Source organism: Actinomyces oris (assembly GCF_006546825.1).
Classification (GTDB): domain Bacteria; phylum Actinomycetota; class Actinomycetes; order Actinomycetales; family Actinomycetaceae; genus Actinomyces; species Actinomyces oris.
Genome location: NZ_VICC01000008.1, coordinates 55,269 through 73,779, shown reverse-complemented (window position 1 = coordinate 73,779; position 18,511 = coordinate 55,269). Strand labels below are relative to the sequence as shown.

General features: G+C 66.6%; 16 protein-coding genes. 10 read left to right on the top strand and 6 right to left on the bottom strand.

What is annotated here, in order from left to right:
• Nucleotides 1-105: 105 nt before the first annotated feature.
• The 3 genes from FK267_RS12100 (at nucleotide 106) to FK267_RS12090 (ending at nucleotide 3,283) form a co-directional block, all read left to right on the top strand.
• A complete protein-coding gene (locus FK267_RS12100) occupies nucleotides 106-2,178 on the top strand; it encodes a PspC domain-containing protein (RefSeq protein ID WP_141407351.1) in 2,073 nt (690 codons plus the stop codon).
• Between the two features lie 74 nt (nucleotides 2,179-2,252).
• Entirely contained in the window at nucleotides 2,253-2,735 is a 483-nt protein-coding gene (locus FK267_RS12095) for a hypothetical protein (RefSeq protein ID WP_075377803.1), read from the top strand.
• 176 nt (nucleotides 2,736-2,911) lie between these two features.
• Nucleotides 2,912-3,283 (top strand): SdpI family protein, encoded by a 372-nt coding sequence (locus FK267_RS12090; RefSeq protein WP_075377804.1) that lies wholly within the window; start codon nucleotides 2,912-2,914, stop codon nucleotides 3,281-3,283.
• A 79-nt stretch (nucleotides 3,284-3,362) separates the two neighbouring features.
• Here FK267_RS12090 and FK267_RS12085 read toward each other — a convergent pair whose 3' ends face one another.
• Nucleotides 3,363-3,956, bottom strand: coding sequence for a DJ-1 family glyoxalase III (locus tag FK267_RS12085; RefSeq protein WP_075377805.1), 594 nt, complete (start codon nucleotides 3,954-3,956; stop codon nucleotides 3,363-3,365).
• A gap of 324 nt (nucleotides 3,957-4,280) precedes the next feature.
• On the opposite strand from FK267_RS12085, the gene FK267_RS12080 reads away from it, so the two are divergent.
• The 5 genes from FK267_RS12080 (at nucleotide 4,281) to FK267_RS12060 (ending at nucleotide 9,958) form a co-directional block, all read left to right on the top strand.
• A complete protein-coding gene (locus tag FK267_RS12080; RefSeq protein WP_232622409.1) occupies nucleotides 4,281-4,973 on the top strand; it encodes a sensor histidine kinase in 693 nt (230 codons plus the stop codon).
• A complete protein-coding gene (locus FK267_RS12075; protein ID WP_075377807.1) occupies nucleotides 4,966-5,733 on the top strand; it encodes a response regulator transcription factor in 768 nt (255 codons plus the stop codon). Before FK267_RS12080 ends, FK267_RS12075 begins: the two co-directional genes overlap by 8 nt.
• A 135-nt stretch (nucleotides 5,734-5,868) precedes the next feature.
• Nucleotides 5,869-6,903, top strand: coding sequence for an ABC transporter substrate-binding protein (locus FK267_RS12070; RefSeq protein WP_141407350.1), 1,035 nt, complete (start codon nucleotides 5,869-5,871; stop codon nucleotides 6,901-6,903).
• Between the two features lie 106 nt (nucleotides 6,904-7,009).
• A complete protein-coding gene (locus FK267_RS12065; protein ID WP_141407349.1) occupies nucleotides 7,010-8,761 on the top strand; it encodes an ABC transporter permease in 1,752 nt (583 codons plus the stop codon).
• Nucleotides 8,762-8,785: 24 nt separating this feature from the next.
• Nucleotides 8,786-9,958 (top strand): ABC transporter ATP-binding protein, encoded by a 1,173-nt coding sequence (locus FK267_RS12060; RefSeq protein WP_075377809.1) that lies wholly within the window; start codon nucleotides 8,786-8,788, stop codon nucleotides 9,956-9,958.
• A gap of 61 nt (nucleotides 9,959-10,019) precedes the next feature.
• On the opposite strand, the gene FK267_RS12055 is transcribed toward FK267_RS12060, so the two are convergent.
• The 3 genes from FK267_RS12055 to FK267_RS12045 all read right to left on the bottom strand — a co-directional run bounded on the left by FK267_RS12055 (nucleotide 10,020) and on the right by FK267_RS12045 (nucleotide 15,469).
• Nucleotides 10,020-11,552, bottom strand: a complete 1,533-nt coding sequence (locus FK267_RS12055) for an alpha-amylase (protein WP_141407348.1) — start codon at nucleotides 11,550-11,552, stop codon at nucleotides 10,020-10,022.
• Nucleotides 11,553-12,377: 825 nt separating this feature from the next.
• Entirely contained in the window at nucleotides 12,378-13,493 is a 1,116-nt protein-coding gene (locus tag FK267_RS12050) for a 5-methylcytosine restriction system specificity protein McrC (RefSeq protein WP_141407347.1), read from the bottom strand.
• Nucleotides 13,490-15,469 (bottom strand): McrB family protein, encoded by a 1,980-nt coding sequence (locus FK267_RS12045; RefSeq protein ID WP_141407346.1) that lies wholly within the window; start codon nucleotides 15,467-15,469, stop codon nucleotides 13,490-13,492. Before FK267_RS12045 ends, FK267_RS12050 begins: the two co-directional genes overlap by 4 nt.
• A gap of 375 nt (nucleotides 15,470-15,844) precedes the next feature.
• Here FK267_RS12045 and FK267_RS12040 point away from each other — a divergent pair, with 375 nt between their 5' ends.
• Together FK267_RS12040 and FK267_RS12035 are read left to right on the top strand one after the other, a co-directional pair.
• On the top strand, nucleotides 15,845-16,048 hold the full coding sequence (locus tag FK267_RS12040) for a CopG family transcriptional regulator (RefSeq protein WP_075377812.1): 204 nt from the start codon (nucleotides 15,845-15,847) through the stop codon (nucleotides 16,046-16,048).
• Entirely contained in the window at nucleotides 16,017-16,436 is a 420-nt protein-coding gene (locus tag FK267_RS12035; RefSeq protein WP_141407345.1) for a type II toxin-antitoxin system death-on-curing family toxin, read from the top strand. Before FK267_RS12040 ends, FK267_RS12035 begins: the two co-directional genes overlap by 32 nt.
• A 305-nt stretch (nucleotides 16,437-16,741) precedes the next feature.
• On the opposite strand, the gene FK267_RS12030 is transcribed toward FK267_RS12035, so the two are convergent.
• Nucleotides 16,742-17,551, bottom strand: coding sequence for a class I SAM-dependent methyltransferase (locus FK267_RS12030; RefSeq protein ID WP_141407344.1), 810 nt, complete (start codon nucleotides 17,549-17,551; stop codon nucleotides 16,742-16,744).
• 89 nt (nucleotides 17,552-17,640) lie between these two features.
• On the bottom strand, nucleotides 17,641-18,480 hold the full coding sequence (locus tag FK267_RS12025) for an alpha/beta hydrolase family protein (protein WP_075379450.1): 840 nt from the start codon (nucleotides 18,478-18,480) through the stop codon (nucleotides 17,641-17,643).
• Between the last annotated feature and the right edge of the window lie 31 nt (nucleotides 18,481-18,511).

The window sequence follows — 18,511 nt, the reverse complement described above, 5'->3', positions numbered from 1 at the left end:
GGGTCGCCGCCCCGAGGGTCCCCCGGCGGATTGGGGGGACAATCCGGGATCATTCAGGGGTTCCCCTGATCGTGCCGCAGGCCACGGACGCGAAGAATTATTGACATGAACGACAAGCCCACTTCCCCGTCTGACGGTGGTTCCCCCACCGGTTCCGATTCCTCTGACTCCTCCGCATCCTTCCCCTCTTCCAACACACAGGGTGCCGACGGCGCCCAGCGCGATTCCCGGCAGGGAGCGCAGCACGGACCGCAGCCGGGTCCCGCGCCCTCCTTCCAGCAGTACGGCGGCCCCCAGCCCGGGCCTCAGGGCGGATCGACTCACCGCTTCTTCGACTCCCTGCGCGGCTCAGGCCTCATGCGCACCAACGAGCGCTGGATCGCGGGCGTGGCCGGTGGCGTGGCCCACCGCTTCGACCTGGACCCCACCCTGGTGCGTTGCGTGTGGGTGGTGCTCTCGCTCTTCGCCGGTGTCGGTCTGGTCCTCTACGGCCTGGCCTGGGCACTCCTGCCCGAGGAGTCCGATGGGCGCATCCACCTGGAGGAGGCCCTCTCCGGCCGTTTCAACGCAGGGTTAGCGGGCGCCATCGGGATGACGATCATCGGTATGTCGACATTCGGTAGCGGTTTCATCCCCAGCTGGTACGTCCACGAGGCGGGCACCGCGGGTATCGCCGCCGCCCTGTGGCCCCTGTTCTGGTTGGGGCTGATCGTCCTGGCCATCGTCTTCCTCATCCGCAGCGCCCAGAACCGGAGCGCGAACCGGAAGGCCGCTCGAGGCCCTCGGGGACCCCAGCCCTGGCAGACCTACCCTGCCGGCACCGCGCAGGCACCGGGCAGCCGCCCCGGCGTCCAGGCCGGCGGCTTCGCATCGGCCTGGGACTCTTCAGCGCCTGGCTCCGGCACCCCGGCCTTCAACCAGTCGGCCGGCGGACAGAGCTGGCAGAGCCGCTCCTACCGGCAGCGCCCGCCGTACCAGCCAGTGCCTATGCCGGTCCGCCCGGCGCGCCCGCGCCGTCCCGGCCCCGGTTCCTCGCTGTCGCTGGCGGTCCTGGGCCTGGGACTCCTGACCGCGGCGGGCGTCTGGTACGCCACGGTGACCCACCACCTGGGTCTGCTCCAGGGTCAGTTCATCCTCATCGGCATCCTGGTCGCCCTCCTGGGAGCGGGGATCGTCGTCAGTGGCCTGCGTCGTCGGCACGGAGGCTGGATGACGGTGCTGGGCTGGCCGGTCCTGTTCGTCGTTGCGATCCCCGCGCTGGCCACCGCCTCGATCGTCCCCACGAGCCTGGCCCGTATGCCCTTCGAGACCCTTAAGAACTCGACCACTGCCGCCTCGAGCACGGTGACCTGGCAGGAGCTGACGGCGTCGGCCAGCGGTGGCAGCGTCACCCGCAGCAAGGACATTGGTGACCTCACCCTGGATCTGCGCGGCATGCCCGCCGAGGAGGCCGGCAAGCTCTCCACCATCACCGCCCACCTCGACGTCGGCACCCTGCGTATCAAGACCGACACCGACCAGCCGGTGGAGGTCAGGGCCGACGTCGACATGGGAGCGATCGACTCACAGGTCTCCCGGGCCTGGACCGTCGACGGTCGGCAGATGAATCAGGACGACGAGGGCCCACGCACCTATGACGCGATTGGCAAGACCATCCCCGCTTACAGCAGCTCCAGCGGCGGCCTGAACACCAAGCGCACTCTGGCCTCCCCCAACAGTGACGACCAGCGGCCGCAGATCACCATCAACGCCTCGGTGGACACCGGGACGATCAACATCGAGGAGCGCAGCAACACCGTCTCCTGGTACGGCAACGTCGAGGAGCCCGTGTGGATCGTCAGCATGTGGTTCGACGAGAAGGGCGAAGCCCACGGTGACGACATGCCGGTTCCGGGCATGAACCACCAGGCCATCACGGCCAAGGACGCTGAGACCTGCATCCGCACGGCCCACGAGAGCGTGGACGCGGACGACCGCAGCGAGGACGTCGGGTGGAGCAACCTGTCCGACCTGACCTCTGCCGAGCGCACCTCCTACGACTCCTGCGTGCAAAGGACCCTGTCCGGGCAGGGAGCCGCGCAGCCCAGTGCGAGCCCAAGCCCCTCCGGGGCGGCAACCCCGACACCGTCCCCGACTCCCACCAAGCAGTCCGCCACGGCCAGCCCGACAGCCGGCTGATCGCGCCCACAAGCCGGCCTCAGCCACCAGAACTCTTCCCCGGGCGCATCCCGGGCCCACCCAAGGAGACCCTCATGAGCAGCACCTCTTCCACGACGTCGCCCGACGACGCCGGCAGCACCAGCACCGAGGCGACCGGCGAGGACGCCACCAGGCCCTTCCCGGCCGCCGGAGACACCCAGCCCCTGACCCCACCGGTGACTCAGCCCGCGGCTGATCCGGAGACTCAGCCGGTCACCATGCCACTGCCCGCCTCTCAGGACGCCGGCGCGGAGACGGCCTCCGCGGGCTCGCCACCCACGTCGTCGTCGGGTCCGGTGTGGAGCGCCGGGACGGTCACTGAGCAGGACCGCCCGCAGGCGCCCCAGGACATCAAGGGCTCCACTCTCCTGTGGGGGGCCTTCCTGCTCCTGGTGGGCGGGCTGCTCATCGCGGCGGGCATGGGGCTGCGCTTCGACTTCACGACGACGGCCATCGCCTGCCTGGCGGGTCTGGGGGCCCTGCTCGTGGTCGCCGCCCTCATCCCCAAGGGGCGCCGCAGCGCCAAGAAGTCCTGATCCGCATTCACCACGCATTCGCCCGATCGAGCCGCGAGGACGCACCTCAGGGCCCGCCGACTGCACCTCCACGGTGCGGCCGCGAGACCCACCGTGTGTCCTCGCGGCGTACTATTTAAAGAGAACTCACCGGAACCGAGAACCTCCACCACTGCGACGGATGACGAGGGACATCGATGGTTGAGACAACATGCTCCGTACTCATGAGCCTGATCCTGAGCGTGACAGGCATCCTCCTCGTGGTGCTGGGACGCCGGATGGCGAAGCGCAGGCTCCCGCCGAACTCGTGGGCGGGAGTGCGTTACGAGATCGCGCTGCGCTCGGAGGAGAACTGGTACACGATGCAGGCCCGGTGCGCGGTGGCCACCATCGGAGTGGGTGTAGTCCTCCTCGACTCAGCTGTCCTCTTCGCCGTTCAGGCGGCCCTGCATGAGACGATCTCGATCCTGTTCCCCATAGCCATCATGCTGATTCAGACGGTTGCCGGTTTCGCATTCCTTCACGTTCAGGCCCGCAGGTGCGCCGCGGAACTGACACAGAGCGCATAGGTCGGCTCCCCCACTTACCGACTTTGGTGAGGGAGCCGGTCGGGGGTGGTCGGAGTCGGTCGGCGTCCGGGGCGAGCGCTCAGCCCTGGTAGACGATCTTGGCCTTGACGTCGTCGACGGCCTCCTCGCCCAGGTAGTGGCGCACGATCTCCAGGCCGAAGTCGATGGCGGTGCCCATGCCGCGGGAGGTGATGAAGGGGCCGTCCGTGACGACGGCGGCCTGGCTGACCTGCGCGCCGTGCTCGGCGAGCACGCCCACGAAGCCGGGGTTCGACGTCGCCTGGCGGCCCTCGAGCAGGCCCAGCTCGGCCAGGATCGAGGGGGCGGCGCAGATCGCGGCCACGGGCCGGCCGGTGCGCACCCGCTCAGTGACCGCAGCCATGAGAGGCTCGACGGCCTTGAGGTTGGGGGTGCCGGGGATGCCGCCGGGCAGGACGAGCATGTCGTAGTCGTCCAGGTTCGCCTCGGCCAGGGCGAGGTCACAGGTGACGACGATGTTGTGGGAGGAGACGACGGCCCGCTCGGGAGTCACGGAGATCATCGTCGTGGGGATACCGGCGCGGAAGAGGATATCCACGGTCGCCAGCGCCTCGACCTCCTCCAGCCCGGGGGCGATGAAGACGGCGACGGCCTTGTCGGTCCTCTGATCGGTGGGCGCGTGGAAAGCGGGCATGTCTCCTCCAGGAAGGTCGGCTCAGGTCAATGCGGCTGGCGCCATCACCCTACGCGCCGGCCACCGGCTGCAGGAACCGTTGGGCGCATCCGTACTGATCGGCAACTCGACGCCGGGAGTAGTCTAAGTCGATCCTTGTCGGCTGCGGCTCGCTCCGACAGCTCAAGCAGCATCGGGAGGCGAACGATGACGTGGTGCACGGCGGCCCTGTGTGCGGCCGTGCTCGCTGTCATCGTCTGCAGTGCGCTCCTGCTCCACTACCGACGCTCTCTGCAACGCACCCGGGGAGAGCTCGCCCGCCTTCGTACCTTCCATGAGGAAAGGATGCGGCGCCCCAACGTGCTGTCTCATGAGTTACGTACGCCCCTGACCGTCGTGCGCGGCGCTGCCGAGCTGCTCCTCGATGAGAGCGCCGGCCCACTCAACCCCGACCAGAAACGCTTCATTCAGACCATCGCAGAGAACTCCAACCAGGTGATCGATATGGCCTCCGACCTCCTGGCCGAAGCCAGCCTGGAGTCCGATCTGTTTAATCTGCGCCTGGAGTGGACTGAGATGCGCCAGCTGGTTCGCGAGTGTGTCGCCCAGTTGCGCCGGGTTCACAACGCGTCCATCCGATTGGACAACCACGGGGCGCCGCTGCGCCTCCAAGTGGATCCTCGCCTGATGGGGCAGGCCGTCACGAACGTTGTCAACAACGCCGCCCGACACGCAGGCGAAGGCGTCTCCATCCTGGTGCGCATCACTGAGTCAGAAGAAACCGTCACCATATCCGTTTCCGATAACGGTACAGGCATGACCCCGGAGGACCGGGCTGTATTGTTCACCCCCTTCGCGACTGGGGGTTCCCGACGACCGGGAACCGGATTGGGGATGATGATTACCCAACGCATCGTCGAGCTCCACGGCGGAAAAGTGCTCGTCGACACCATCTCCCGAAAAGGAACAACAGTGTTTCTCACCCTTCCACGCACGTGGCGGGAACCCGACCACAAGGAGGCGACGACCAGTGAATGACACGATCCGGCCACCAGGCGCACCCCAGGTTCTCGTCGTCGACGACGAACCACAGATCCTGATGATTATGCGCTTCGCCCTCGAAACAGCGGGTTTCACTGTTGTCACCGCGACTGATGGAGCACAGGCCTGGTCCACCTTCAAACAGCGTCGCTTCGATCTCGTGGTTCTTGACCTCATGATTCCGGTGGTCTCCGGGGTCGCCGTGGCTGAACGCATCCGAGGAATCTCGGACGTACCCATCATGATGATCACCGCGCTGTCTGACGAGCCGGACCGGATCCGTGGGCTGGAAGCAGGGGCCGACGACTACGTCACCAAGCCGTTCAGCCCCCGCGAGCTCACCTTGCGAGCCCAGGCACTCGTACGCAGATGGCACGGACGCCGCTCCCCTGCTCTCTCCAATGGAGACCTGATGATCGATACCGCCTCGCACCGGGTCTATCTGCATGGTTCGGCGCTGGACATGTCCGATACGGAGGTGAGGTTCTTGGAGGTCCTCGCCCGCAACATCGGGAACGTGGTGACATACGCAGACCTGCTCAGCCAGGTCTGGGGCACAGAGGACCATAGCGGCGGCAAGGACATGATCAAGACCACCGCCTACAGGGTGAGGCGCTCTCTGGGTGAGGGCGGCAGGAGATACATCCACTCGGTGCGGGGGGAGGGCTACACCATGCCCCACTTGGCGGAGAGTGCATCTGGCGACACGGCAGAACCGCACTCTGCAACCGCTTCGCCCACCGCACCACGACGGTGACGGCGGTGTTACCAACCGTTACTTCCCGACACCTCGTCGGTCTCCGACACCAGGGATGATGGGAGGCACCCGGTGGGATGTCATGCTTCTAAGACCTCCTGCCACCCAATCCCACTTGATTCAAAGGAGAATCCCATGAGGAAGCGGCTGTTCTCTACCTTGCTTGCCGCCACTACTGCGAGTGCCCTGGCCCTGACCGGCTGCGCGGTTGACGAATCGAAGAGCGATTCGATCACCATCGCCTGCGGAGCCATGGAGGATCTGTGCCAGAAGTGGACTCAGACCTTCACCGAGCAGACCGGGATCCAAGCCACCTACGTGCGGCTCTCCTCCGGTGAGACCGTCGCCCGCCTCGACTCGGCGAAGAACAACCCCGAGTTCGATGTCTGGCACGGAGGCCCTGTGGACGGCTACGGGACCGCGGCGACCAAGGGACTCATCGAGGCCTACGAATCCCCCAGCGCAGCCAAGATCCCTGACAAGTACAAGGACGCCGACCACAAGTGGACTGGAGTCTACGTGGGAGTCCTGGGGTTCTGCTCCAACAAGACGGTCCTGAAGAAGCTGGGCGCGGAGGCACCAAAATCCTGGGACGATCTACTCAACCCTGCATTCAAGGGGCAGGTCTCTACCGCTCACCCGTCAACCTCCGGAACGGCTTTCACCACCCTGTGGACGCAGAATGTCCGCCTGGGCGGACAGGACCAAGCCCTGGACTACATGAAGAAGCTGCACAGCAATGTTCTGCAGTACACCAAGTCCGGCACTGCGCCAGGGCAGATCGCGGGCCGCGGTGAAGTGGCCGTGGGTCTGGTCTTCTCCCACGACTGCGTGAAGTACCAGGAAGAGGGCATGTCTGACCTCCAGGTGTCCTTCCCCAAGGAGGGAACCGGTTACGAAGTCGGCGGGGTGGCCCTGGTGGCCAAGTCCAAGCACTCCGAGGCGGCCAAGAAGTACATCGACTGGGCGATCTCGGCCGACGCTCAGAACATCGGACAGACCGTGGGGTCTTACCAGATTCCAACCAACCCCGACGCCAAGACCAGCGACAAGATGGTCAAGCTCGATGACGTCACCTTGGTGGACTACAACTTCAAGGCCGCGGCGGAGGCCAAGCCCGCGCTGACCAAGCGCTTCGACGAGGAGATTGCCGCACAACCGAAGGAGTGACGAAGACCTCTCCATCCGTGTTCCGGGACCAGTCGGTCCCGGAACACTCTCTCCACCCTTCCCACGGCCGCCACCAGCCGAGCGGCCCCCTCGATCGGAGTCCTCCATGTCTTCCGCGGCCTCAACGCTGCCCAGCCCCCATACCCCTGCACCTTCCGCAGCAACGACACGACGCTCCACCAAGATCCGGCGAGACCCGGTGACGATCGGCATCGTTACTGCTATCACCCTTGTTCTCGTCGTCCTCATCGTCCTTCCGCTGGTGACGATCCTTTCTCAGGCGTTCTCCGCCAACGGCTCAGAGGTCCTCACCAGTCTGCTGCGCTCCACGACGAACCGAGCAACGGTTACCAATACCGTCGTTCTAGGCCTCGTCGTCGGAACCGTCGGAACACTCATCGGTTTCTTCTTCGCCTACGTGCAGGCTCGTGTGGACATACCCGGTAAGCGTCTCCTTCATCTCATCTGCCTCATCCCCATCGTCTCCCCACCCTTCGCCGTCGCCACGGCCTCCATCACGCTCTTCGGACGCAACGGGATCGTCTCCACTCAGCTGCTAGGCCAGCAGTGGAACATTTACGGGCTCCCCGGCCTGACCCTGGTGCTCTCCCTGTCCTTCTTCCCCGTCGCCTACATGAACATGCTCGGCATGCTGCGCAACCTGGATCCAGCCATGGAGGAAGCCGCGGCCTCGCTGGGCGCCTCACCCTGGACGGTGTTCCGCACAGTCACCCTCCCCATGCTTATCCCGGGCTTCGCCTCCTCCTTCCTTCTGCTCTTCGTCGAAGCGATTGCCGACCTGGCGAACCCACTGGTCATCGGAGGAGACTTCACCGTGCTGGCGTCTCGCGCCTACATCGCAGTCAACGGCGAGTACAACACCGCCGCTGGGAGCGCCTACTCGCTGGTGCTTCTGGTGCCGGCCCTGCTGGTGTTCGTCCTTCAGAGGTATTGGGCGTCGCGCAGCTCCGCTGTGACCGTCACCGGGAAGCCCACCGGCCGAGTCCGGCTGGTTCGCGCTCCACTTCCCCGCATCGCGCTGTCTGTGACGGCAGTGGCCCTGGGGCTGTTCGTGGTGTCGATCTATGCGACTGTCATCCTGGGAGCCTTCGTCAAGATCCTGGGCGTGGACAACACGTTCACGCTCAAGAACTTCCAGTACGTGCTGTCCGGAATCGGCAATGACGCCATGATCGACACGACGATCCTGGCGCTTATCGCCACTCCGATCGCCGGAGTTCTGGGAATGCTTGTAGCCTGGCTCGTCGTCGTGCGACTCAAGGCCAGCGCCGGCCTCATGGACTTCCTGGGAATGTTAGGACTATCGGTTCCCGGAACAGTCCTGGGCATTGGCTACCTCATCACCTTCAATAATCCGGTCATCTTCGGTCACCTCATGTTCATGCCAGCCCTTGCTGGAGGAAGCGCAGTCTTCGGCGGAGCCATTGCCATCATTATGGTGTACATTGCCCGCTCCATGCCATCAGGTCAGCGATCAGGTATCGCAAGCCTTCAACAGGTGGACAAGTCCATCGACGAGGCATCAACATCCCTGGGCGCCTCAGGGCTGCAGACCTTCGCCAAGGTGACGATGCCGCTCATTAGACCAGCCTTCATCGCCGGCCTCACGTACGCATTTGCTCGCTCTATGACAACCCTATCGCCGATCGTATTCATCACTACTCCGAAAACTAAGATTATGACCTCCCAGATCCTTTCCGAGGTTGACGCAGGAAGATTCGGGAACGCATTCGCATTCTGCACCATCCTCATCGTCATCGTCATGCTCGTCATCGGTGCGACCAACCTCCTGGTCCGCGACACCTCGGTGGCATCGTCAGCCCGTACGAGCCTGTAACCCCATTCAGAAAGGACTTTCACAATGAACACCACCGCCAAGACGAAGGTGCGCTCCAGCTCGGACCAGGAGGCTTCCGACACCAAGAGCGGCCGTCTCTCCCTCGTGGAACTCACCAAGACATTCGGTGACGGCAGCGGAGAGGTGACTGCCGTTGACCACATCAACCTCGACATCGATCCAGGGGAGTTCATCACGCTCCTCGGACCCTCAGGCTGCGGAAAAACCACCACATTGCGAATGATCGCCGGCTTCGAAGATGCATCATCCGGAAAGGTTATGCTCGACGGAGACAACATGGCGGTCATCCCTCCTAACCGCCGCCCAATGTCGATGGTCTTCCAGTCCTATGCCCTCTTCCCCCATTTGTCAGTGCGGGACAACGTCGCTTACGGCCTCAAGCTGCAGAAGATGCCGGCAGCACAGATGGATGAGGCCATTGAGGTGGCTTTGACTGCGATGAACCTGACAGCCATGGCCAAACGCGCCCCATCTCAGCTCTCTGGCGGCCAGCAGCAGCGTGTCGCCCTCGCCCGCGCCATGGTTGTGCGCCCCAAGGTGCTGCTCTTCGACGAGCCCCTCTCCAACCTCGATGCCAAGCTGCGTATCAAAATGCGCCTGGAAATCCGCCACATGCAGAAACGACTGGGGATCACGTCGGTCTACGTCACGCATGACCAGTCTGAGGCCATGGCAATGTCCGATCGCATTGTCGTCATGAATGCAGGCCGCATCGAACAAGTGGACACTCCTGAGGAGATCTACCTGCATCCCGCATCGGTGTTCGTGGCCGACTTCGTGGGACGCGCCAACTTCCTCAAAGCCACAGTCATCGAGGCACTCGATGCGCCCTCCCAGACGCAGAGGCGAGCGAAGGTGGAGGTGCTCGGTTCTGAGACGACCGTACCCAGTCATCCCACCGCAGTGGACCGGGACCAGGAGGTTGTGCTCATGGTGCGCCCCGAGTCGGTGAGACTGGCCGCGGTCCAGGAACCTACCCAGAGAATCTCGGGCTCGCTGGGACAGATCATCACCCGCGTCTTCTACGGGGAGACCGTCGAGTACGAGGTCGAGACCGAGTACGGTTCCATTGTCTGCGTCGTCTCCGATCCTCGTCAGGATGAGCTGTTCCAGGAGGGGCAGGCCGTACGCGTCTCCATCGAGTCCCACAAGGCATGGCTGCTCCCTGCGGAGTAGACGCGTCTTGGCTCGTTCCTCAGTGTCGCCGGCGCTGAGCCTCGCGAGTGGTTCGCCGAGCTCAGCGCTGACGCAGGAGGTGCTGCTCGGCACTGTCCAGGATCGGGCGGGCAGCCTCCGGCGCGTAGACGCTCAGGCCGCCGTCGGACACGGGCAGCTCGACGTTGCCATCGTCACCGATAGTGACCGGCTCGTGCCCGCCCAGGACGCAAATCCACTGCTCGCCGGCGTGCCGCGCCCCGACGTGGAGGCGTTTGGTGGCAGCCCTGCGGTCGGACAGGACGACGGCGAGCCCGGAGCCGGGGTGGGCGTCGTCGCCCTCGCGCGCGAAGCCGACGACGTCGGGGTCGTCGAGGGCGTCGTGCTGGGGGCCGTGGGCCAGGGCGCGTCGCATGGTCATGAGCAGCGGCAGCTCGGTGACGGCTGGCAGGTCGCCGGTCTCGGGCGTGCCGAACAGGTCGCCCCAGAAGACGCAGGGGGTTCCGGCCTCGCGTAGCAGGATGAGGGCGTAGGCCGAGGGCTTGAACCAGGACTCGATGGTGGAGGCCAGCGACTGGCCCGGCTGGGTGTCGTGGTTCTCCACGAAGGTGACGGCACGCTCGGGGTCGGAGGCCACGAGGGTGCCCTCGAAGAGGCGGGACAGGTCGACGTCGCCGTTGGAGGTGGAGGCGGCGTGCAGGTGGAAGTGGAGGGGGACGTCGAACAGGCTCATGAAAGGAACGGCCTCCAGGTAGCCCTCCAGCTCGGCGATGTCGCGGGTCCAGTACTCGCCCACGGCTGGCAGGGCGCGGCCGGTGGCGCGGCGCAGCTCGGGCAGCCAGCGGGCGAAGAAGTCGGCTCCGACGTGCTTGAGTGCGTCCAGGCGCAGGCCGTCGACGCCGGTGGTCTCTACGTACCAGCGCCCCCAGTGGTCCATCTCGGCACTGACGGCGGGGTCGGTGACGTGGACGTCGGAGCCCATGAGGTAGTCGTAGTTGCCGAGCTCGTCGTTGACGTTCTCGTTCCACTGCTTGCCCTCGAAGAGCCAGACGCCCTGCTGGTGGCGGGCCTCGTCCCAGTCAGTGCCGTGGAAGCAGGTCCAGTCCCAGGTGAAGTCCGAGTAGGCGCCGGCGCGCCCCGGGAAGGTGTAGCGGGTCCACGCGGTGATCTCCTCGGTCTCACCGATGGGGCGCGTGCGGTCGTGGGGGTCGACGGGGGTGGCGCGCACGACCTCGGTGCCGTCGCCGCCCATGCGGTGATTGAGGACGATGTCCGCCACGACGCTGATGCCGGCGGCGTGCAGGGCCTCGATGGCGGCGAGGTAGTCCTCCTTGGTGCCGTACTTGGTGGGGACGGTGCCCTTCTGGTCGAACTCGCCCAGGTCGTAGGTGTCGTAGACGCCGTAGCCGACGTCCTCCACTCCGGCCTGGCCCTTGTAGGCGGGCGGCAGCCACACCGAGCTCACCCCGCAGTCGGCCAGGAGGGCGGCGTTGTCCGCCAGGAGGCGCCAGTGGGTGGAGTCGGCGGGAAGGTCCCAGGCGAAGGCCTGGAGCAGGAGGGGGTTGACGACGTCGTCCGGGTTGGCGGGGCTGGGCTGGGCGTGGTTCTCGGTCACGGTTCCGATGCTGCCAGTCCTCCCCCGCGGCCGGGGACATTCCACGCGACCGGGTGCGTGTCATTCCGTCCGGGGGCGTTCGACGCCGTCGGGGACCGGAATCCTGTCCCCCTACGCGCGACATGTCCCCGGCCGGGAGAAAATGCACCCCCACGCGCAGGATGTCCCCGGCCGAAGGAAGAATGCGATGTGGACAGTGCGGATGGGCGGCCTCATAATGGTGGGGAGCCACCCGGGTGCTAGCCGGGCGGCTCCCCTCGCAAGGGAACGGCCTAGCCGATCCACGTGCTGAGGGCATCCACAAGGACACCGACGGCCCGGATCAGGCGAGCGACAGCGGTCAAGACTTCGCTCACCTTCCGGGCCGTTACCTTGCCCTTGCGGACTTCTGCGCGTCGTCCTCTCGGCTTGGACACGGCCCTCACCTCCTCCCGGCTTCTTCCTCCCCGGCAAGGACATGAGTGTTCCGGGTGAAGGTGCCATGGGGAGGCATCACCCATCATGCCAACGGGTGCCAACAGCCCTTCTCGGACTCCACAACACGGGGATTCCGCGGCGGGACAGTAGCCCTTGTGGACACCTGCGTCGTCAGCACTCGTCCCGTGCGTCTTGGTCTCCAACACGCAGCGACGGCCGGGGACATTTCTGTGCGGCCGGGGGCATTCGACGCCGTCGGGGACCGGAATCCTGTCCCCCAACGCGCGACATGTCCCCGCCCAGAAGAAAGTGCACCCGCACACGTAGGATGTCCCCGCTGGAGAACTCGGGCTTGAAGAGATCACCAAGGACCTGACTTGATGACACGCTCGCGGCTCGGAGTGGGTCTCAGGTTGGTGCGAGCAGAGCGGCGACGTCGTCGAGCTGAGCGGCGATCTCCGTGAAGTCCCGGTCCAGGTCGAGGGTGCGCACATGGAAGCGGTGCCCGGTCTCGATCCACGTCTCGCAGATCGGCGGTTCGACGGCGGTCTGGGCGTAGAGCAGCATGCCGGCGACATCGCGCCCGGCCTGCCGAGAGTCGCTGGCCTCGTGCATGACGTAGCTGTAGATCTGGTTGCGGTTGGCCGGGGACAGAATCGACCTGTCGTAGCGGGAGCCGAGGATGCGCCCGTAGCACTTGGTGTCGATGATGAGGGTCCGCTCCGGCCCGGTCAGGACGATGTCGGTGTGCAGTCCTGGGAGGAAGACCGGGGCGTCCTCGATGCCTCCGCTCACCCAGGGAGCGCCGGCGCGCAGGCGGGGGTGGTGGCGGCGGAAGTAGGCCAGGACGAAGCGCTCGTAGAGGGCGCTCAGCTCCTGGGGGTCGAGGAAGTCGGCGAGGCTGACCGCGCCGTCGGTGCCACTGAGCAGCCGCTCGTCCAGGATGAGTCGGCACACGCCCATGAGCAGTCGATAGGAGCGGTTGCCTCGGTGGAAGCGCAGGCTCTCCCAGTGCAGCCGCCGCAGGTCCCCAGCGCTCATCACCTCGACGTCACCCATGACGAGCAGTGTCGACTTCAGGCGCGTCCTGCGAGCCGGGGCGATGTCGCCGTGCAGGATCAGGCGCAGGGCGGCGGTCTTGAGGAGCCGGTTCATGAGGGTGTTCTCGGTGCGCTCGTCGTAGCCGCAGCGCACCAGGCTCCGGCGGCGGGCCCTGAGCCGCATCGTGGCGGCGGGGTCGATGCGCCCCCGCACAACCGTCAGGTCCTCGGTGAAAGGCTGGTAGTCCCGCTCAAAACCGCGTCGGCGCTGGTTGTCCAGCCCGCCGGCCAGGATCGCGGCGAGCATGTCGTGGACGTGATCGAAGTCCTCGGCCGCCAGGCGCCGGTGCTCTCCGGTCTCCAGTGCCTTGAAGGCGTAGGCGAGCATGTAGTAGACGTTCTTGAGCAGGACGGTGCTCGGACCACGCTGGTGCGGCCGGCCGGGAGCCCCGTTTCGCGCCGGGCCGGGCAGGGCTGCCGTCATGGCAGGATGCTCTCCAGGGCGTGAATGCTCTCGTCCATCGCAGCCGGGTTGTCGAACCAGTACTCGCGCACCAGCGGAGCCAGCTCGTAGCGCACCACCGAGGCCACATCCGCATCCGCCCCCGCAGGGTTCTCGGGGTCTGCCGCAGGCAGGCACAGGTAGGAGTGGCCGATCTGGAACCCGGGCCCGAGAGCCTCATCCTCGGCGATCCGCTGGTTGAGGCGGCGCACGACGTCGACCAGCGCCTCCAGCCTCGAGCTGCCCACGGCCTCGACGTGTCTGCGGAACCCGGGGTGGTCGAGGGCCGGTTTCATCTCGAAGAAGGCGAAGCGGCGCCGCAGCGCGTAGTCGATGAGGGCCAACCCCCGGTCGGCGGTGTTCATCATGCCGATGATGTGGAGCCGCTTCGGGACGGACAGCAGATCCCCGGACACGGGCAGGCGCAGCGCCTCCCCACGGTGCTCGGCCTCGATAAGCATGAGCAGCTCACCGAAGGCCTTGGAGATGTTGGCCCGGTTGATCTCGTCGATGATGAACACGTAGTCCCGCCCCGGGTCGGCGGCAGCGCGCCGGCAGAACCTGGCGAAGACGCCCTCGGCGGCCGCGAACCCGCCCTCGGCCGTGGGACGCAGCCCGACGACGACGTCCTCGTAGGCGGTCGACTGGTGGAACTGCACCACCTCCACCCGCGAGTCATCCGTCTGCCCCATGAGGGCGTAGGCCAGGCGCTTGGCCGCGAAGGTTTTCCCCGTGCCAGGAGCGCCCTGGAGGATGAGGTTCTTCTTGCGGCGCAGCAACCCGAGCATCTGCTCCAGGTCCTCAGGACTGAGAAAGACCTCGTCCAAGAAATCGGCACTGGTGTAGTGCTCGTCCGCCTCATCGAGATCGTTACTGCCGTGCCGCTCGTCCACGGACGAGGGAGTGCACGAGTCCTCGATTCCGATCAGCGCGTTGAGCTGATCCGGTGTGTACTTCGTGTTCTCTGTGAGGCGTTGCAGCATCAGTATGCCGATCCGCTGCTCGAGCGGCCAGGAGCCGACATGCGTCCACTCGACGTCACGCACAGCCCGGAAGGATGACCGGTCCTCGTCATAGCGATAGTCGGAGCGAACTACTCCGCGCCCCACGATCTCATTGAAGCTGCGGCGGACATAGACGATGTCGCCTGGTTTCATGGCATGGATGTAGTCCCACACCGAGTCCGCGGCCTTACGTGGGCGGCCGCCCCAGTCCCCGTAATGGGTGTAGAGCGCGTTCAGGAGCGACTCCTTGTCGGGGAAGGAGGCAAGATCGCCAACCCGGTCCCAGTTGAGCGCCATGATCCCGGCCGTTCGAAACTCATCCCATCTCGCCGCACCCTCACCCGGGGTGTAAAGCCAGTGCTGGAGCTCAGGTTTCTTGGCTTTCTCGGAGTCTCCGACACCCTGCGCCCGGGCGGAGGCAGTCGGCGCGCCCGAGACGTTCCGGTCCCGGAACAGCGACTCGAGCTGGGCCGGGTTGTAGCTCGTGTTCTCCGTGACCCGTTGCAGACTCACTGCGCCCACACGCCGGTCGAGCGGCCAAGAACCGACATGCGTCCACTCGATGTCGCGCACGCAGCGGTAGGCGGGGCGGGCGTCGTCGTAACGGAACTCCGAGCGGACGACACCGCGCCCGATGATCTCGGTGGGACCGCGCCGGGCGTAGACGACGTCGCCGGGACGCATCGTGCGGGTGAAGTCCCGGATCATTCCCGCCGCGCCTGTCGGCCTGCCGCCCCAGTCCCCGTAGCCGGCCTCCAGCGCCTCGATGACCGCCTCCTCGTTCGGGTAGCTGGTGGGGTCACCGATCCGGTCCCAGTTGAGCGCCATGATCCCGGCCCCTCGAAACTCCTCCCACTTCCCGGCGCCCTCACCCGGGACGTAGAGCCAGTAGCCGCGCTCCTGCTTCTCGGCCGTCTGAGCATCCTCGTCCGACGTCGTCATCGGCTCGCCCATGATTCCTCCTCATCGCCCGTGCCCGCAGCGCTGCGGGCACGCCCAGAGAGAATAGTAGTGCCAGCTCACCCCATCGCTACCAGCCGGGTACGCGCACCTCCGGGCCTGGACATCCGACGCCGTCGGGGACATTCCACGCGGCCGGGGGCGTGTCCTTCCGGCCGGGTGCATTCGACGCCGTCAGGGACCGGAATCCTGTCCCCCTACGCGCAGCCTGTCCCCGACCGGGAGGGAATGCACCCCCACGCGCAGGATGTCCCCGTCGAGATCGGCCGCCCAGGCCTCGTGCCGGGCCAGTGCCAAGCCAGCACCAGCCAGGCCCTTACCCAACGCCCTATCTGATACCAGTCTGGTACCACCTGCTACTGTGGAGGCATGGCGATGACATTGCGCTTGAGCAGAGAGGATGAGCGGCTGCTCGCGCTCCTTGCACAGGAGGACGGAGTCAGCCGCCAGGAGGCAACGATCCGGGCGATCCACGAGGTGGCCGCGCGCCGCGGACATGAGCAGCGAGTCGCAGACGCCTCCGCCCGCATCCGCAACCGGTATGCCGAAGTCCTGGAACGCCTCGGCCGCTGATCGGGTAGAGACGGTCGAGTACCTGACGCTCGAGGACGCACTGTCTCTCATTGAGGACCTTGCTGTGGGACCGGTCCGGGATCTCGGCCTGCTCGACTCGGCGCTGCACCGAACTGCGGCCATGCTCTGGGGACACGACGTTTACGCCACGATCGATGAGAAGGCGGCGGCGCTGCTCGATTCCCTGGTCCGCAATCATCCACTGGCGGATGGCAACAAGCGCCTGGGGTGGTTGGCCACGCTGGTCTTCCTGGACATCAACGGCCACTGGGTCGAGGCTCCCGACGACGACACCTACCGGCTGGTGATGGACGTCGCCGCTGGGAAGCTCTCACTCAAGGAGATCACTGCTGCCCTGTCTCCATGGCACGGCCGCGACTCGGAATAGAGCAGCACGGCGGGACACGGCGTCGGCCTCTCGGCCTGGAGACGCACGCCTCCAGGCCCGGGCGTCCGGCGCCATCGGGGACGTTCCACGCGGCCGGGGACATTTCCGTCCGGCCGGGGGCATTCGACGCCGTCGGGGACTGGATTCCTGTCCCCCAACGCGCAGGGTGTCCCCCACCGAGGGAATGCACCCCCACGCGCAGGATGTCCCCGTCGAGACCGGCCGCCCAGGCCTCGTGTCGGTCCAGTGCTGAGCAGTGCCAGACCGGGACCTTACCCAGTACCGGCCCAGCGTCCATCCAGCGCTCAGGCCGGCGCCCGGAGCACCACGATGCGCTCGGAGAGTCTGCCCACCAGCGGCAGCCGCGTCAGGGGCGCGAGCAGGGGGTGGTAGCGCGCGATGGTGCGGGTAAAGGGGACGTCGTGGAGCAGCGTGTAGCCGGGGGCCACCGTGCGGCGGAACTCGGCCGCGCTGGAGCAGCCGTAGGTGTAGCGCGCACCCGCGTCCTCCACTGAGCGCTCCCGGCCGTACTTCTGGAACAGGCGGGGCATGACCTCGATGAGGACGGTCGCACCGGGCAGGCGCGCAGCGATGATGTCCAGGAGCATGCGCACCTCCTCCTGCTCGAGGTACATGCTCAGTCCTTCGATGATGACGAGCACGTCGCGGCTCATGTCCTCCAGCTGGTCGGGCCAGTCGGGGTCGAGGGCGGAGGCGGCAATGGTGCGGTGACGCTCGCCGTCCTCGAGCAGCCGACGTCGCAGCGCGATGACGTCGGGCAGGTCGAGGTCGTACCAGGTGACGCGCCCGTCGTCGAGGCGCTGGAAACGGGTGTCGAGCCCGCAGGCGATGTTGACCACCGTGCAGCCGGGGTGGGTGTCCAGGTACCCGGCCACGAGCGGGTCGAGCGTGAGGGTGCGCAGCACGACGCCGTCGGCCATGAGCCGGTCCTGTCTGGCCATGGTGAAGTCGTAGTCGAGCCGGGAGACGAGTTCAACGGCGGCAGGGTCTGTGAAGCGCGGCCGTTCGGAGAGCGTGTGCTCCGCCCTGGCGTGGAGGGTCAGCAGCATCGTCTTGCTGACACTGGTCAGGTCCGCAGTCTCGTGTGCGCTCATGCGGTCAATTCTGCGACGCCTGCGGCTCAGGAACCACCGCTGTCAGATAAACGGGCTGCGCCGCCCGTTCCCGCTGTTCGCCGCGCGGCTCACTCCTCTCGGTCCTCCTCGAGGACCCCGTTCCAGGCCAGGAAGCCGATGGTGCGGCGCATGGCCTCCTCCCAGTTGGCGTCGCCGAAGCCGTGGGCGGCGCCGGGGATGGTGACGAGCTCGGCGTCAGGGGTGGCGCTCACGGCGGCCCGGGAGACCTCAATGGGCACGGCGCGGTCCTGGTCCCCGTGGACGATGAGGACGGGACGGCGGTAGGTGGCCAGCTCGGCCCCGACCTCCAGGTTCCAGCCGTCGACGGCGTAGGCGCGCCCCAGGCGGGTGCCCGCCCAGTCGAACTCCTCGGGAACGGCCGCCGGAGTGTGGAAGGCGGCGCGAAGGTTCTCCCCCAGCCGCAGGGCCGGGTACCACAGGGCCAGGGCGGTGATCCGCTGCGGGTGGCGGGCGGCCGCGAGCGCTGCGACCGCTCCGCCCAGGCTCAGCCCGAACAGGGCGACCCGGGAGGCGTCGACCTCCGGCCAGGCGCAGGCGGCAGTGAGGACGGCTTCGAGGTCGGCCAGCTCGGTCAGGGCCGACATCGCGGTGGTCTCACCCTGGCTGGCGCTGCCGCCGCCCCCGCGGAAGTCGAAGCAGATGGCCACGGCCCCGGCCCCGGCGAAGCGCCGGGCCATGGGGGCGACGCGGGTATGGGAGCCCTCCATGCCGTGGCAGCAGATGACCAGGGGTGCAGGGGCCGACGACGCCGTGCGCGGGACGTAGGCCAGTCCCCCGAGCCTCTGCCCCTGGACGGTGAGGGTGACCTGCCGTGAGAGGTAGGACTGCGTCGTCACGTGTTCTCCTTGCTGTGCGGGGCCGGCAACGAGAACCGGCCCGGCGGCCATCGTAGACGGGTCGCCGGGCCGGGCGCGGACC

Excerpts from the sequence above, each read along its gene's own strand:
- FK267_RS12100 (WP_141407351.1), top strand. The coding sequence starts at position 106 with ATGAACGACAAGCCCACTTCCCCGTCTGACGGTGGTTCCCCCACCGGT.
- FK267_RS12095 (WP_075377803.1), top strand. The coding sequence starts at position 2,253 with ATGAGCAGCACCTCTTCCACGACGTCGCCCGACGACGCCGGCAGCACC.
- FK267_RS12090 (WP_075377804.1), top strand. The coding sequence starts at position 2,912 with ATGGTTGAGACAACATGCTCCGTACTCATGAGCCTGATCCTGAGCGTG.
- FK267_RS12085 (WP_075377805.1), bottom strand. The coding sequence starts at position 3,956 with ATGCCCGCTTTCCACGCGCCCACCGATCAGAGGACCGACAAGGCCGTC.
- FK267_RS12080 (WP_232622409.1), top strand. The coding sequence starts at position 4,281 with ATGCGGCGCCCCAACGTGCTGTCTCATGAGTTACGTACGCCCCTGACC.
- FK267_RS12070 (WP_141407350.1), top strand. The coding sequence starts at position 5,869 with ATGAGGAAGCGGCTGTTCTCTACCTTGCTTGCCGCCACTACTGCGAGT.
- FK267_RS12065 (WP_141407349.1), top strand. The coding sequence starts at position 7,010 with ATGTCTTCCGCGGCCTCAACGCTGCCCAGCCCCCATACCCCTGCACCT.
- FK267_RS12060 (WP_075377809.1), top strand. The coding sequence starts at position 8,786 with ATGAACACCACCGCCAAGACGAAGGTGCGCTCCAGCTCGGACCAGGAG.
- FK267_RS12050 (WP_141407347.1), bottom strand. The coding sequence starts at position 13,493 with ATGACGGCAGCCCTGCCCGGCCCGGCGCGAAACGGGGCTCCCGGCCGG.
- FK267_RS12045 (WP_141407346.1), bottom strand. The coding sequence starts at position 15,469 with ATGGGCGAGCCGATGACGACGTCGGACGAGGATGCTCAGACGGCCGAG.
- FK267_RS12040 (WP_075377812.1), top strand. The coding sequence starts at position 15,845 with ATGGCGATGACATTGCGCTTGAGCAGAGAGGATGAGCGGCTGCTCGCG.
- FK267_RS12035 (WP_141407345.1), top strand. The coding sequence starts at position 16,017 with ATGCCGAAGTCCTGGAACGCCTCGGCCGCTGATCGGGTAGAGACGGTC.
- FK267_RS12030 (WP_141407344.1), bottom strand. The coding sequence starts at position 17,551 with ATGAGCGCACACGAGACTGCGGACCTGACCAGTGTCAGCAAGACGATG.
- FK267_RS12025 (WP_075379450.1), bottom strand. The coding sequence starts at position 18,480 with ATGGCCGCCGGGCCGGTTCTCGTTGCCGGCCCCGCACAGCAAGGAGAA.